A 15,717-nucleotide genomic window follows, 5' to 3' on the forward strand; every position below is an offset into this window, starting at 1 on the left:
TCAGCGAGCGGCGTGAGTTTGTTATGGTGTGACCTTAACTCGCTCTCTTTTCATGCATAAGGAGTTTTTCAATGGCTACGTCCCCAACCTATGTACCGCCCAAAGTCTGGCAGCCCGCCTCTTCCGGTGGTGCCTTCGCCAATATTAACCGTCCAATAGCCGGTCCGACGCACGAAAAAGCGCTGCCCGTTGGCAAACATCCGCTTCAACTTTATTCGCTGGCGACGCCGAACGGTGTGAAAGTGACGATCATGCTGGAAGAACTGCTGGCGCTGGGTCACTCGGGTGCCGAGTACGATGCCTGGCTAATTAAGATAGGCGATGGCGATCAGTTTTCGAGCGGGTTTGTTGACGTCAATCCGAACTCCAAAATACCGGCGTTGCTTGATCAAAGCGGCGACAAACCGGTTCGCGTGTTTGAGTCCGGTTCCATTCTGGTGTATCTGGCCGAAAAATTTGGCGCCCTGTTGCCGAAGGATCTCGCTACACGCACGGAAACGCTGAACTGGCTCTTCTGGCAGATGGGCTCCGCCCCTTACGTTGGCGGTGGATTTGGCCATTTCTACGCCTACGCGCCGGAAAAATTTGAATACCCGATCAACCGTTTCACAATGGAAACCAAGCGTCAGTTGGATGTGCTTAACCGCCAACTGGCAGAGAACCGCTATCTGGCCGGCGACAGCTACACCATTGCCGATATCGCGGTGTGGCCGTGGTACGGCGGATTGGTACAAAACGCGCTTTACTCCGCCGCAGAGTTCCTGTCCGCACACGAATACACGCATGTGATCCGTTGGGCTAACGAGATTGCAGCCCGTCCAGCGGTAATTCGCGGTCGTAAGGTCAATCGCACCTGGGGTGACGAATCAGAGCAGGTCGCCGAGCGCCATCAGGCATCCGATCTGGATTAATCGTCTGCCGCCTGCCGATCATGCAGGCGGCATCCCGATTTACCCTCAGCGCCCTTCTCTTTCCAGCACGCGATTATCCACCAGCGCGTCTTCCGCGACATTGATGTCCGCCTGCCGCGCGGCATACCAGCCACTCAGCAGTGCGCCGATGGCACAAGCGGTGAGTAACATCACCGGCGGAAGCAACGAGCCGTCGCGAATGAAGCCCACGTGCCGTTATGTCGCCATCATCAAGGTGGTCGTACCCGACAGCGCGGCGCTGCCGCTGGGTACGCTACTGAACGGTTTTTTCATCCGCGCACTGCTGGAAAAACACGAGCGCACGCTGCCGCGCGCTCTGATTTATCAGTCGGTTTCAGCGTTGTATAACGCCTTTCGCTAAACCAAACGGTTTTCTCGCAGAAAAACCGTTTGGCCCCCAATGATTGCTGCCTTTCTGACTCTTCTTTTGCATAAAACTGTACATATGTACCACTCATTATCTAGTTATCAAGCACAACCCATTCTCGTCCGGATGAGAACACATGTGCATTCGTTGGGATATCAACCGTAACCAAGATGAATCCGCTGCTGTCGGTGTGAAAGACGCATGGGGCTGATGATGTATAGAAACGAACTGAGTAGCATAAAAAATCGACCTCTGCCCTCTCACGTCAAGGAGGAGGCAAAGGCCGAATGCTGTGATCACTGGAACGATTAACGGCGCACTTTATTCAGTACGGTCTGAATCGCCGACGACAGCTCATTGATCTCGAATTTCGCGACGTAAGCATCTGCACCCACATTGCGTACGTGATCTTCGTTCGCGCTACCAGACAGTGAAGAGTGAATCACGACAGGAATATTCTTTAGATATTCTTCACGTTTGATATTTCTTGTCAGCGTAAAACCGTCCATTTCCGGCATTTCCAAGTCCGTCAGAACCATTGAGATTTTGTCCGAAATAGGTCTGCCTTCCGACTGTGCTTCTTGCGCAATTTGCCGTATCTTATTCCAAGCATCCTGTCCGGTGATGTGCATACTAAATGGAATGCCCATCTGGTTTAGTCCCTGTTCAAGCAGTGAACGGGCGACTTTGGAGTCTTCCGCCACAATCGCAATCGCGCCTGGGGTGTATGGGAAAGTTTTCTCTTCGCTGTTCTTGAGTGTGGTTTCCCGCTCACCGGGGATGATATCAAACAGAATCTGTTCAACATCCAACACCAACGCCAAACGATTACTGTCCTTGTTGGTATCAAGACGCGCGATACTCGTGATGTAAGTGTTACTGATACCCGCTTCAGCAGCCAAAACCTGGCTCCATTCCAAGCGTACAATGTCATCTACCGATTCCACTGCAAACGCCTGCGTACTACGTGCATATTCAGTGATTAGAAGAATATTCAGCCCTGTTTCCGGCTTACTGCCCACCACGGCAGGGAGGTCGATAACAGGAATGATTTGCCCACGAATGTTAACCATACCCAGCATTGGCGATGTCATGCCCGCTGCTTTGGTTAAAGCAGGCATCGGCACAATTTCACGCAATTTGAACACGTTAATACCGAACAGCTCAGATTTGCCACCGTCGGGTGATTTACCCAGCTGGAATAATAAGAGTTCAAATTTATTAGCAGAGGTGAGGTTTGTTCTCTCATCGATTTCTTTTTGAAAATTATCCATGTTTTCCTCAGTGCGAGTCATTGTCATTATAGGTATACCGTAACAAGGCAACATTCGAGATGTGAGCAAACAGGAACCAACATCCGACCGCTCCACTGTACGTAATAGTCGTGTTCTTCAATCTTATCCAGCGTCAAGCGTAAATATTTGTTAAGTGTGTCGACCTTATCATCCAACGATGCTTGTCATCGGAAGAGTAGACAGATATCCGTCCTCTCAAATATAACCGTCGGCTAGCACCCTTAAGGTGCGGATGACATTCCCTGAATCATTAATATCGGCAGAATTTGCCAACACCTTATCCCAAATCGTGACAGAAATGTTGTCTGAGAAGAAAACCTCTCATCCTTCTTGTTAGTATGGGTATGAAGGTGCTCAAAACACTGTCTGTTTCGTTGTTAAAAGAGACACATAGAGACCGTCATTGAGCGTAGGAAGATGACAAAAGGCGGCAAGGGAAGGAATCTCGATGAGTTTACTCAGGTAAGTGATTCGGGTGACAAATCTGCCGGGAACAGATTTGAACGCTGCTTGAATCAGCCCTTCAGGGCGAGGCCCACGACGAGCCGAGTATTTGAACCAAACCAACGCACATGCAACTTGAAGTATAACGGGTATAGACAGAATACGTTCGGTAGAGAACATCGCTACGTCATCGATGAACTGTTGGTTGGTATACCAATCGAGTAAGGGCTCTACAATGAATCGGAAGAGAAAACAGGGTTGATAAGCGAAAACGGATTATTTACTATCCAGCCCCGCATGACGGGAGAGCTGTTTTTAGGGCGTGTGGTTTGACACCACACACCCTAAATTCAGTAGACAGAACAGGAGCAAAATTACGGGTAATTCCCTGGGTTGGCAAATCAATCTGTAACAAAATTTTTTAAACTTACTTTCTTAATTTTTTTAAAAACCGTCCTGTTCATGAAAAAAATTATAAGTGATATCATGGGGTAACAGTAGTTAGACTTAGGTATAGGTCAGCACTATACTTTTATGACATTACCTATATCATGGGTATCTTCTTGCTTTTTATTGAGGCCGTTACATGTCTGTATTTTGCTCTGATAATGAAATTATCAATAACACGATAAAAAGCTATCTCGGCCGAAAGTTAAAGCAGTATGGCGACCTGAAATACGCTTATATGATCATGAACAAGAAGAACCCCTCTCAAGTTGTGATCATCTCAAATTACCCGCAGGAATGGGTTAATACCTATAAAGAAAATAATTATCAGCATATCGACCCAGTTATTTTGACGGCGATAAATAAAGTCTCGCCGTTCTCTTGGGAAGACAACATTGTTATTAATTCTAAGTTGAAGTTCTCCAAGATTTTTAATCTGTCAAAAGAGTACGATATTGTTAATGGCTACACCTTTGTGCTGCATGACAACAATAATAATCTGGCGGCGCTATCGATTATGTTTGAAGAGCACTCGCCAACGGATATGGAAAATATTGTTGAGGAAAACAAAGACAAACTGCAAATGCTGCTCATTACCATTCATGAGAAAATCACCACGCTTTACAAAGAGATGACACAAAGCCCTCAGAGCAGAAAACAAGGCGACAAAGAGATTTTCTCCCAACGTGAAAATGAAATTTTGTACTGGGCCAGCATGGGAAAAACCTATCCGGAAATTGCGCTGATTCTGGATATCAAAATCAGTACCGTGAAATTTCATATTGGCAATGTGGTAAAAAAACTGGGCGTGCTGAATGCCAAACATGCCATCAGGCTGGGTGTAGAATTGCAGCTTATCAAGCCTGAACCGTTATAATTATTATCAAGTCTATTTCACCTTAGCGAGATAGGCTGTTGCGCGTTCCACAACGCGCGATAACGGCCTTCAGCGTGCAGTAATTCGCTGTGCGTTCCCTGCTGGGAAATAACGCCCTTCTCCACTACCAGAATTCGATGTGCCCCCACAATCGTCGATAGCCGATGGGCAATGACAATAACCGTCTTGTCCTGAACCAGCCTGTCTATCGCCCGCTGTACGGCGAGCTCGCTTTCGGTATCCAACGCCGCCGTCGGTTCATCCAGAATCACAATCGGCGCATCCTTCAATAATGCCCGCGCAATTGAAATACGCTGCCGTTCACCGCCGGATAATCGGCCACCGGTATCACCGAGCCGCGTTTGCCATCCCTGCGGCAGTCGTTGAATAAAATCCAGACACTGGGCAGCCTCGGCAGCCCGCTCGACCTCTGCGTCGCTGGCATCCGGACGCGCCATCCGAATGTTTGCCAACACCGAATCATCAAACAGATAGACATCCTGAAACACCACGGAAATCAGCCGATTTAATTCACGCGTTGGAATGTGGCGAATATCCACGCCGCCGATACACACCCGCCCGCTTTGCGGATCAGCATGACGCATCAGCAGTCGCGTCATCGTCGTTTTCCCCGAACCTGATGGCCCAACCAGTGCCGTCATCCCCTTCTCCGGCAGCGCAATATCTACCCTATCAAGCACTGCCTCAGCCTTGTCCGCATAGCGGAAGCTCACCTGCTCGAACGCAATCGCATAGGTCGTCGGCATCTCAACAGGCTGGTATACGGGAAGCGGCTCAATCGCTAGCAGTTCCTCAATACGATGCAGCGCCGTATCAATCAGTTCCAGCACAGCTGTATAGCTGACAAACGTCGCCAGCGGTTCAGAGAAGCGCACTACAATCACCATCATCGCGGCGACGATGGCCATATCCCACGCGCCCACCACAACGCCGCTGATACCTAGAATCAGTACGCCCTGAAGACCTAACTCCACGACGCTGGCAACCACCGCACCGGGTTTGGCACCGCTGCGGTGAGCGGACGTTTGTATCTGCTGTAGATACTGAAAACGCTGACGCAGCGCCGATGTACGTTCAGCCTGCTGACAGCTGGTTCTCAAGACGGCGAGCCCCTGCACATATTCCACAATATCGGCACTGGTTTGCTGGTTCGCCTCCGCCAGCGCCTGCATTGTGTGTACAAATGCTGGTCGCCGCCAGCGATATAGCAGCGCGATAGCGGGAAAGATCAGCAGCAGGCTCACGCCCAATCGCCATTCCACCATCAGCATGACGAGCGCTATCACGACGGGCGTCACGATAGCCAGCAGCAGCTGGTTGACTATCGCCAGCATATAGTTCAGGTTCTCATCCACGCTGCCCAGCAGCAGCGCGTTGATATCCCCCGCCCGCGCGGACTGGAGCGTGGTTAGCGGCATACTGCGCAGCTGTTCTCCCAGACGCATACGTAGCTCGTGAGTCGCCGCCGCAAGCTGCCCGCGATATTCAAACCCTTGCCCATACCAACGCAGCACCAGCGTCAGCAGGCTTAGAAAAGTCATAAGTCCCAGCAAGATCGCTATCTCGCGGGAAGCCTCCACGTGGGTGAACGCCGACAGCAGCGGAAACAGGCAGGCTAGCGCCACCCCTTGGGTAATAGCCGCCGCCAGCAGGCTCAGGCAACATCGACGGAACCGCCGAGATTGTAAACCCGTCACCCGCTCCAACTGACGATACGTGTGCCACCCTGCGGATAGCCACGCAGTTATGGCAGAATGGTTTTTGTTCATCACGCGCGATCTCCTGACCGTCCGTTGCTCGACAATGTGCTGCACGGTGCATTGCCTAGCGCCCAGTTCTGTGCCTGCTCATAGTGTCGCCACAGTTCGCTATAGCGACCTTGCGCCGCTAGCAGCACGTCATGACGACCCGATTCGCTCAGCCGTCCACGATCGAAGACCACGATCTGGTCAGCATCACGAATCGTCGACAGGCGGTGCGCCACCATAATGACCGTTTTCCCCCGCATCAGGACGCCGAGCGCCGCCAGCAGCGCTGCCTCGTTTTCCGGGTCGGCAAATGCCGTCGGTTCATCCAGCACCAGAATCGGCCGGTTGTGCAACAGCGCCCGCGCGATGGCGATACGCTGGCGCTGTCCGCCGGACAGGAACTGGCCGCGCTCACCCGCCAACGTGTCGTAACCCTGCGGCAACGCCATGATAAAATCGTGCGCCTGTGCCGCCGTCGCGGCGGCAATCACCTCTTCCATGCTTTTCTCAGGCAAGCCGAGCCGGATGTTATTAGCGATGGTGTCCGCAAACAGGAAGGATTCCTGAAACACAAACGACACCTGCTGCATGAGCGTGGCGGTTTTCATCTGCCGGATATCAACGCCGCCAATCAAAATGCGCCCGGCCGTCACATCCCAAAAGCGAGGAATAAGCCGTGCTACGGTGGTTTTCCCCGCGCCAGACGCCCCCACCAACGCCGTCACCGAGCCTACTGGCACCTGAAAACTCACGTCCTCCAGTACCCAGTCGCTCGCATGCTGGTCGTAGCGGAAACTCACCTGTTCAAAGCTCACGCTGGCATCGGCAGGCAAAGCATCGCTTTCCGCTTCCGGCAGCGGCGACAGCGCCAGCACGTCCTGAATCCGGCTGATACTCAATCGCGTTTTCGCTACCATGTGGTTCAACGACATCATCGGCATAACGGCCTCCGCCATACCATTACCGAGCAGTAGCACCGCGACCCACAGGCTGAAATCAAGCTCGCCGGCGTAATAGAAACCGTATGCCACCCAGCATAGCGCCAGCAGCGTAGGAAGCGGGTTAAGCACCGCGAAGGAGAAACGCGCCGAAAAGCCTGCCTGCTGATACCAGCGCGTAAGCACGTCCAGATAATTTTCCAGCGCCTGCTGGTAGCGCCCAAACGTTGACGCCCCCGTATCGAAGGTACGCACCACCGGCATCGCCTGCACAAATTCGATCACGGCGGTACTCACGGCTTCCCGCGCGTGGTTGTAGCGCTGGTTCATCTCACCCGCATTGCGCCTCGCCAGACTCAATACCACGGCGCCGATGGCCAACACCAGCAAGGCCGCCAGCGCTAAACGCCAGTCCAACCAGAACAACAGTGCCCCCGTACACAACGGTGCCACAAAGGCACGGGCATAGAGCGGCGTGCTGTCCGCTACAAACAAGTGAAGCGCTTTGACATCATCCTGCACGATCTTCGCCAACGAACCGGTGCCCAGACGCTGCACCTCGCCCAGCGGGATCCGCGCCAGTTGCTCCGCCAGCGCGCTGCGAATCTGATTTTCCAGCCGAAACGCGGCGTAGTGAGACTGATTAAACGCCAGCAAACGCAGTAGATAACTGGCGCACAGGCACAGCAACGCTCCGACCATCGTCGACAGCGGCCATGACGCGGGTTGCACGATCAGCAATTGGATACTCCACGCCAAAAAAAGCAGAAATGCGATGCCAACCAGAACCGACAACCCCGACAGGCACATCGCCAGACGAATTTGCCCTCTTACGGGGTGCATAATGTGCCAAGCTCGGTTCTGTGGCGTAGAAGGTGGCGTGGCAGCGGATGAACCGCCCTCAACAGCGGAATGTGGCATAGTTGTTCTCTTTTCTCCTTCCCACACAGCCGCTTACCCGTAACGCAAGCAAATCAACTCGACGGCGGCAACAAAGTCAGGAATAATAACTATTCTCAATTGCGCATCTACCCGATTCGAACCAATTTCTACCCGAATCGGTACAGGTTACCGCCATCAACCACGTTGCGATGATAGTCCAATTACCGGATCGTCCGATGACCGCAACCCGTCTCTTCAGGAGCCTGTCCATTGAATGCCTCCCCACTGAAAACCACCAGCGAGCCTGAAGTCACCATTTCGAATTTGATCGCTGAACTGCACGTCGTGCGGCCGGATACCGGTGCGGACTGTAGCCTGCTGCGCGCTACGCTTCAGGAAGGGCTGGATATTCTGGTGTGGCGTGGGCAGTTCCGGCAGCCGACAACGATGCATTTGCACGACGACTGGGGGCGCATCAATTTTTCCTGCTCGTTGCAGGGAGATTCGCAATTTGCACTGAAAGGCGATCGGGGACGGGAACACGTGCTGAAGCAAGGATCGGGTTGCATTAGCTATACCCCAGACTGTCAGGGTACGTCATCCTACGCCGGACAGTTTGAAAGCGTCACGGTGTCGCTAAGCCCTGAGCTACTGGCTAGTTGGATGCCAGATCTCACCGGTAATCTGCAACAGCAGTTGGATTCCGGTCGGCTCTGTACCCGCTGCGACTGCAATGCCGAAATGCGGTCAACCGCTCAGGTGTTAAGTCACGCGCTGTCCAGCCTGACGCCCCCGCAGCAGGCCAGTGAAAACCGCCATGCACCGCTGTGGTTACAGGGACAAAGCATGATTCTGGTGAGCCTCGCCATTGCCGGACATGCCAATGCTGTTCCCCAACAGGACACACTCAGCCTGGCTGATCGCCAAAAGCTGCTGCGGGCCAAAGATCTGCTGCTGGCGGATCTGTCACAAGCTCCTACTATCGCCATGCTCTCCAAAGAAACCGGATTAAGCGTACTCAAGCTGAAACGCGGGTTCCGCCAGCTCTTCAATAACAGCATCTATGGGTTATTTCAGGCCGAACGTATGCAGGAAGCACGCCGTCGTTTGTTTGTCACGGGTGCGCCCGTCATGGTGGTCGCCACCGATCTGGGCTATGCCAATGCCAGTCATTTTAGTGCCGCCTTCCAAAAGCAGTTCGGCGTCACGCCTTCTGCTTTCAAGCGCCTGAACATTTAGCTGAAAACCAACGCCTCGCTCATCCCGATACGGGTACAAATAGACTGGATTCGGGTAGCGCTTCAACAGCGAATGATTATCATTTTCTCCATTATAAGCAGGAGAAACCGTCATGCCCGATTCTATTGCAACACCACACACTTTCCTTGATACAGACGCCTGGCCGGTGGTGTTCTTACACATGCCGGAACAGGTGCCCGACGAAGAATCCGCAGGTTATATGGCGCAGATCGCTCAGCTGTATGCTGTGCAAGAACGCTTTGTACTCTGTATGACGGGTGCCGACCTGCCCCATCGCTCCCCTGTTTTTATGAATGCTTACCTTCAGTGGACGCGCGATAACGTCAGCCTGCAACAGCAATACTGTGCGGGTGCGATTCGCATCGAAAGCGACGAAGCCAAAAGACAAAAATACGTGGAGTGGGCGGAGAACTGGGCGCAGTCTGGGCAAGCGCCGTATGCCTATTTTGTCGTCACCACCCCGCTTGAAGCACAGGCGCTGGCGATAACGCTACTGGATCGCGACAAACCATGACAGACAGCCCGATGACACGCTATCTGCCCTATTGGTGTTTCTACCTTCATCAAGGGATGATCACCGCACTCATTATGCAAGGTGTGGCGGGCTATTTTCGCCACGCGGGGTTGGATCTGGCGCAGTTAAGCTGGCTATCACTGACCTTTCTCCCGTGGATTGCCAAATGCCTGTGGGCACCGTGGGGCGAGCGTCACGCGCTTCCTCTGCGCGGTAATCCCTATTTAGGCAGTCTGGTACTGCTCCAGATCGCGATGGCGGTGATGCTGGTGGTGATTGGCATGATCTCGCCCGCGCAATCGGTTCTGGCTATCATCGCCGCATTGATGCTATTGGCGCTGCTTTCCGCCAGCCACGATATCTATGCCGACGGTATCACGATTTGCACCACTAGCGCCGCCAGCCGCGCGCTGGCGAATACCGCACAGGTCGGCGGCAGCTATCTGGGCATTTTGTTCGGCTCTTATGCGTTCCTGAGCATTGCGGAGCAAACGGGATGGCGCAGCGGCTTCTTCGCGCTGGCCGGGCTGTCGCTGCTGATGCTCATCCTGCCGCTTCGCTATACCCAGCAACCTCAAATTCCGCATCATCCGACTCAGCAAACCGTACGCCCGACGCTCAACCGTCTGACGTTCAAGGCGCTCTGGCCGGTATTAGCTTTCACAGCCATTTTCTATCTGGCGATGCGCGGCATGATGGCGCTACAGACTGTCATGTTGATCGACAGACAGCTTAGCCTGAGCCAGTTGGGCATCGTCATGACCGTGTACAGCACCGCCGTCAGCGGCATCGGGATTGTGCTCGCCAACGTCCTGATTCGCCGTATGGGCGCGCTGCGCTGTCTGCTGCCCGTGATGGTCACGCACGCGCTACTCGCCATCATACTAGCCGTCGGCTATCCGCTGTTTACGCTGAACGGCTGGATCGTGCTCTTTGGCGTGGTCAATCTGGCTGCCGCTGTCGGGTTTGTCACGCTCTACAACGTCCTGATGGGGTTAGTCAGACCGCATCAGCCTGCGTCCGACTACGCGCTGTTTCAATCGACAGATGCTGCCGTCGCCATGATCGTGTCAATCGCCGCACTCCAGTTAGCGCATCACACGAATTACCAAACCACGCTGGGCGTGCTGGCCAGCTTCGCCGTCGCCAGCCTGTGGCCCGCCAAACGGCTATCGATACGGCTTTCTTGCGTGTTTTCTGACGGTGCGACACCAGCAATCATCAGCCAGCAAGAACGAGATTAACAAAACGGGAAAACGGGCAAAAAACCTACTGTATTCGGGTTGAAATAGACCCGATACGGGTAGCTGCAAAAATGTAAACAATTATCATTTAACTTTATCCATTCGCTGTCTTACACGCTTTTCATCTCTTGATGAAAAGCGGTGTCATTGACATCGTTTTTAGTCTTTTCAGGGAGTTAATAATGAAAATAATGCGTCTCTATCCGCTCGCCTTAACGGGTGTATTTCTCTCTTCCTACGCCTTTGCCGCTCAGGACGATACGCTCGTTGTCACCGCCAGCAAACAATCCCCCTATTCCGCTTCAGCGAATAACGTCTCTTCCACCGTCGTGACGGCTCCGGAGCTGAAAGATGCTGGCGTGACCAGCACTGACAAGTTGACTCGAGTGATGCCCGGCCTGAACCTTGGCAATAATGGTAGCCTGCTGTTCCCTTCGATCTCACTGCGCGGCGTGTCTTCCGCACAGGATTTCTACAGCCCAGCAGTGACCGTCTACGTGGACGGCGTCCCCCAGCTCGCCACCAACACCGTACAGGCGCTCTCCGATGTAGAAAGCATAGAAATGCTGCGCGGTCCGCAGGGAACGCTGTACGGTAAAAGCGCGCAGGGCGGCATTATCAACATTGTAACTCAGCAGCCCGACAGCACACCGCGTGGCTATGTCGAAGGCGGCGTCGCCAGCCGCGACGGCTATCACGGAAAAGTCAACCTCAGCGGCCCCATTCAGGATGGCCTGCTCTACGGCAGTGTCACGCTACTGCGTCAGGTCGATTCAGGCGCCATGACCAATCCCGCCACGGGCAGCGATAATCTCGGCGGGACAAAGTCCAGCGTCGGGAACCTTCGACTACGACTTGCTCCCGATGGCCAGCCATGGGAAACCAGTCTGGCACTGATGGAAGACTGCACGCGCGCCACGCAGGATACCTATCTGCCGTTTGGCAATGTGAAAAACCGGACGCTGGAGATCACCGCCGGCTCACCTGATCCTAAATTACGCCGCTGCACCCATAGCCAGTCGCTGAGCGGAAAATACACCACCGATAACTGGATTTTTAGCCTGATCGGCGCATGGCAACAGCAAAATTATGAACGCACTTTTCCGAACGGTACGCGAATTGCCGACATGCCTGAACGCTGGAACCAAGATGTGCAGGAACTGCGTGCGGCGACACACGGCGCAGGCCGCACGGTGGATATGGTGTTCGGCCTTTACCGACAGAACACGCGTGAAAAACTCAATTTGACCTATATGCAAGCCGGCGCGCCTATCATGAAGAACAACGCGAATACGGCATCAGAGACACTGGCTGCCTATAGTGACCTAACTTGGCACCTGACCGACCGTATCGATCTGGGCGGCGGGCTGCGCGTATCGCACGATAGGGCGAAAACCCGTTATCGCCAGCAGTTCTCCGGCATGAACGTGGGCGACAGCAATAGCGTCGATGACGATCAGGTGCTGGGACAACTCTCCGCCAGCTATCTGCTGAATAATGACTGGCGTGTCTATACCCGCGTCGCGCAGGGCTACAAGCCAACCGGCTTTAACTACTCACCTGCCGCTGGCACACAGGCCATTCCGTACAGCGCGGAGAAATCGATTAACTATGAAATCGGCTCGCGCTATCAGAGCGGCGATGTGCAGCTTCAGGGCGCCGTGTTCCATACTCACACGCGTGATATGCAGTTGTATTCAGGCCCGGTCGGTATGCAAACGCTCAGCAACGCAGGCAGCGCCGATGCCAGTGGTGTAGAGATGATGCTGAAGTGGCAGGTCGTTCCCAACTGGTCATGGGATATCAACGGCACCTATGTCCGTTCTGAATTCACCCGCGACAGTGAGAGCTATCAGGATAAACGCGTCCCCTTCGTCCCGCGCTACGGTGCTGGCACCAGCCTGAATGGATTGATTGATACCTCGTTCGGCGCACTCATGCCGCGCCTGGCCTTCAACGTCGTTGGTCCCCACTACTTCGACGGCGAAAACGCGTTGCGTCAGGGCACCTATACCACCACCGACCTGCGCCTCAGTTGGCAGGCCACCGATCGGGTGAATATCGCAGGCTACGTGGATAACGTCTTCGACCGCCGCTACCGCACCTTTGGCTTCATGAGCGGTACATCGGGCTACGCACAGGTCAATGCAGGCAGAACGGTTGGCGTGGACGTGCGGGTCGACTTATTCTGATTTTTGTTTTGATTTCAGTCATCGCACATTCGTCGCACAACGGCCTGCTGGGATAATTTTCTGTCATCCCCGCAGGCCGTATCTTATTGCATCAGCAGTTTCCGGCGAACGAATAGGCGCAAAGCGATCCGTTTAAAACAGGCGGATTATGCGGAGCTGAAAGCCTATAGCAATAATTCGCTATAAGTTATGAATTTTTGTTCATTGCGTTGCCTGTCTACCTCCGCCTAAAAAGTGGGAAAAAATCGATATGATAGGTAGCTGCAACATGCATCTGGATTTACGGCAATTACGCAATTTTCTTGCACTAGCCGAACATGGGAGTTTTGTACAGGCCGCAGAAGCCGTCTGTCTATCGCAATCGGCATTCAGCCGCAGCATTCAGGCGTTGGAACAAACGATGGGACATCCGCTTATCGACCGCCAGAGTCGCCGCTTCGCGCTGACGTGGCAAGGTAATACGCTGCTGCCGTTTGCCCGACGCATGCAGGAGCTGTCCTGGGAACTGATGACCGACATGCGGCAGATCAGCGAAGCGCAGGAAGGCGAACTGACGTTTGGCTGCGGCCCGGCACCGTCTACCACGCTGGTCCCCAAGGCGGTCGCACATTTCCATGCCCTTCGCCCACGCGCCAGAGTGACCTACAGCGTGGATAACTGGCAATCCCTGCGTGAACGGCTGCTAGCCGATGAGTGGCCTTTCATTGTCGCCGATACCTGGCAGGCCGAGATGGAAACCCATCTCCACGTGCAACCCTTAAGCCAGCAGCGCTGCTTCTTTATCTGCCACACATCGCACCCATTGGCACAGCAGACAACCGTGACGCCGGACGATCTCCTACGCTTTCCGCTCGCGTCCCCTTTTATGCCCGTCGGCATGCGCAAGGTGTTGGCCGCCTTGACGCGACAGCCCGATTATCGGCCGCAGATTCAGTGTGACCATATTTATTCCGTCTTCAGTATCCTGCGGCATACGCAGGCCATCAGTTTCGCCAGCGAGGATGGCTTCGCGCTGGGACGATTAAGCCATCAACTGGTGGAGATTCCCCTGACGGGCACGCCGCCGGAATGGGGAAATATGCAAACCCGCTTCGGCATTGTCACCTGTTTACAGAGAACGCTGCCGCCGCTGGCCGAACTGATGATCGAAACCATATTGGCACAGGACAAGTTGCGCTCACCCGCTCTGGCACTGCCGACGTTGTGAGCGCACTCATGATTATTTCGCGGGATTACCGTTGGTGTCATACACCGCCCAGTTCGATTCCAGCCCTTTGGCTTTCAGCGCCCGGTCAACAAACTGACTGGCAAACCAGTCGCTGGCCGAGAATGTGTTGCGAATCAGCCCCGCCGCTTTCGCCCGCTCAATGCTGTCCTGCAAGCTGCTGAGCAGGAACGGATCGAGACGTGGCGAGCTTTGGAAGGGAAGGTCTTCCGCTTTCAGCTCTTCCTGAAAAATCGCCTGCGGGATCTGACTCTGTTCGGCCATCAGCGCCGTATAGTCCGGCAGATGCTGCGCCTCGCCGATCCACTGCGCATTGTCCACCAGCACATTCACCAGTTGCTGCGTCGTGCTGGGGTAGCGATCGATAAAATCCTGCGTCGCCAGCACGGCAGCCTGCGTGGTATTCGCCCAGCCCAGCGCACGGCTGGTGGTCACGATATGTATGCCCTGCTTACGCAACGCCAGCAGAGAAACTCCACCCCACACGGCATCCACGCGTCTGGCCGCCAGCGCAGCTTTGCCTGCCGTCCAATCCAGATTGATCACCCGAACATCCCTTTCGTTCAGCCCGACACTTTTAATCGCGCGCTCAAACGACAGCTGATCGGCGGTTCCTTTGTAGACCGCAATCCGCTTGCCGCGTAAATCCTCGATGTGCTGAATACCCGATTCCGGCGTCACCGCCAGATAAGAATTAGAACCGCGCGATCCGACCAGCACCCGCGTCGGCAGGCCCCCCGCCCGGCCAATAATGGCCGCCAGATCGCCCAGATACACCACATCCAGCTGTTTGTTCGCCAGCGCTTCATTCACCGCCGGCCCCGCACCTTTAAAGAACGACCACTGAATCTTGATACCCTGCGGTTCAAATTCTTTCTCCAGTTGCTTTTGAATATGTGCCAACCCCAGCGGCCCGCGGATAAAAGGCTTACTGCCCGCACTTTGATCCGGCAAACCAATGCGAATCTCTGTCGGCTTCTGTGCATCCTTCGGGGGCGCATCGTTTGCCTGAACGGTGGAAACGAGCACCGCCCCCATCAACAGGGCGGTACTTAATACCTTCATCCCCCAGCGCCAGCGGGAAGATGCCGCTATCGGCGAGGCAGTGATCAACAGGGTGGCTTGCTGCATACGGTTTTCCTCAATAATTTGTTTCATCTGCCATGAAAACTAACGAACCGTCTGCATCAGGCTTAAATAACATTTACAGGTTTACTCAGCGGAAAAAAGCATAAATCAGCACTGGCGGGCTCAGGCTACGCATATGCATTTATTGCACGGCGACCATCGCTTTATTGCATTGGCGTTCAACGTCGAAACCTGTTTTTTTA

General features: G+C 54.1%; 13 protein-coding genes. 8 read left to right on the forward strand and 5 right to left on the reverse strand.

The features are described 5' to 3' along the window. Positions 1-71: 71 nt before the first annotated feature. The gene (yghU, locus tag H0247_RS17575) at positions 72-911 is read left to right on the forward strand and encodes a glutathione-dependent disulfide-bond oxidoreductase (protein ID WP_180743698.1); all 840 of its coding nucleotides are present in this window, start codon (positions 72-74) and stop codon (positions 909-911) included. Positions 912-956: 45 nt separating this feature from the next. Here the strand turns inward: yghU and H0247_RS17580 are convergent, their stop codons facing one another. Beyond that, complete coding sequence (locus tag H0247_RS17580) at positions 957-1,121, reverse strand: hypothetical protein (protein ID WP_180743699.1); 165 nt, start codon at positions 1,119-1,121, stop codon at positions 957-959. Between H0247_RS17580 and H0247_RS17585 the strand changes: the two genes are divergently transcribed. After that, on the forward strand, positions 1,111-1,293 hold the full coding sequence (locus tag H0247_RS17585) for a hypothetical protein (protein ID WP_255434010.1): 183 nt from the start codon (positions 1,111-1,113) through the stop codon (positions 1,291-1,293). The genes H0247_RS17580 and H0247_RS17585 overlap by 11 nt on opposite strands. Positions 1,294-1,607: 314 nt before the next feature. Here the strand turns inward: H0247_RS17585 and H0247_RS17590 are convergent, their stop codons facing one another. Next, a complete protein-coding gene (locus tag H0247_RS17590) occupies positions 1,608-2,573 on the reverse strand; it encodes a chemotaxis protein (RefSeq protein WP_180743700.1) in 966 nt (321 codons plus the stop codon). A gap of 1,051 nt (positions 2,574-3,624) precedes the next feature. On the opposite strand from H0247_RS17590, the gene H0247_RS17595 reads away from it, so the two are divergent. After that, entirely contained in the window at positions 3,625-4,362 is a 738-nt protein-coding gene (locus H0247_RS17595) for a LuxR family transcriptional regulator (RefSeq protein ID WP_180743701.1), read from the forward strand. 17 nt (positions 4,363-4,379) lie between these two features. Here H0247_RS17595 and H0247_RS17600 read toward each other — a convergent pair whose 3' ends face one another. Both H0247_RS17600 and H0247_RS17605 read right to left on the reverse strand, forming a co-directional pair. After that, complete coding sequence (locus H0247_RS17600) at positions 4,380-6,152, reverse strand: ABC transporter ATP-binding protein (RefSeq protein ID WP_180743702.1); 1,773 nt, start codon at positions 6,150-6,152, stop codon at positions 4,380-4,382. Further along, a complete protein-coding gene (locus H0247_RS17605) occupies positions 6,152-7,990 on the reverse strand; it encodes an ABC transporter ATP-binding protein (protein WP_304622227.1) in 1,839 nt (612 codons plus the stop codon). The genes H0247_RS17600 and H0247_RS17605 overlap by 1 nt, the downstream gene beginning before the upstream one ends. A 231-nt stretch (positions 7,991-8,221) precedes the next feature. On the opposite strand from H0247_RS17605, the gene H0247_RS17610 reads away from it, so the two are divergent. The 5 genes from H0247_RS17610 to H0247_RS17630 all read left to right on the forward strand — a co-directional run bounded on the left by H0247_RS17610 (position 8,222) and on the right by H0247_RS17630 (position 14,368). Continuing rightward, positions 8,222-9,190: a helix-turn-helix transcriptional regulator gene (locus tag H0247_RS17610; protein ID WP_180743703.1), complete on the forward strand. Its 969-nt coding sequence runs from the start codon at positions 8,222-8,224 to the stop codon at positions 9,188-9,190. 112 nt (positions 9,191-9,302) lie between these two features. Then, a complete protein-coding gene (locus tag H0247_RS17615; protein WP_180743704.1) occupies positions 9,303-9,725 on the forward strand; it encodes a hypothetical protein in 423 nt (140 codons plus the stop codon). Continuing rightward, positions 9,722-10,969: an MFS transporter gene (locus H0247_RS17620; protein ID WP_180743705.1), complete on the forward strand. Its 1,248-nt coding sequence runs from the start codon at positions 9,722-9,724 to the stop codon at positions 10,967-10,969. The genes H0247_RS17615 and H0247_RS17620 overlap by 4 nt, the downstream gene beginning before the upstream one ends. A gap of 182 nt (positions 10,970-11,151) precedes the next feature. After that, on the forward strand, positions 11,152-13,161 hold the full coding sequence (locus H0247_RS17625) for a TonB-dependent siderophore receptor (protein ID WP_180743706.1): 2,010 nt from the start codon (positions 11,152-11,154) through the stop codon (positions 13,159-13,161). Positions 13,162-13,429: 268 nt separating this feature from the next. Then, complete coding sequence (locus tag H0247_RS17630) at positions 13,430-14,368, forward strand: LysR family transcriptional regulator (protein WP_180743760.1); 939 nt, start codon at positions 13,430-13,432, stop codon at positions 14,366-14,368. Positions 14,369-14,380: 12 nt separating this feature from the next. On the opposite strand, the gene H0247_RS17635 is transcribed toward H0247_RS17630, so the two are convergent. Next, the gene (locus H0247_RS17635) at positions 14,381-15,517 is read right to left on the reverse strand and encodes an ABC transporter substrate-binding protein (protein ID WP_180743707.1); all 1,137 of its coding nucleotides are present in this window, start codon (positions 15,515-15,517) and stop codon (positions 14,381-14,383) included. Between the last annotated feature and the right edge of the window lie 200 nt (positions 15,518-15,717).

The organism is Pectobacterium sp. CFBP8739, assembly GCF_013449375.1.
In the GTDB taxonomy this organism is placed as follows: domain Bacteria; phylum Pseudomonadota; class Gammaproteobacteria; order Enterobacterales; family Enterobacteriaceae; genus Pectobacterium.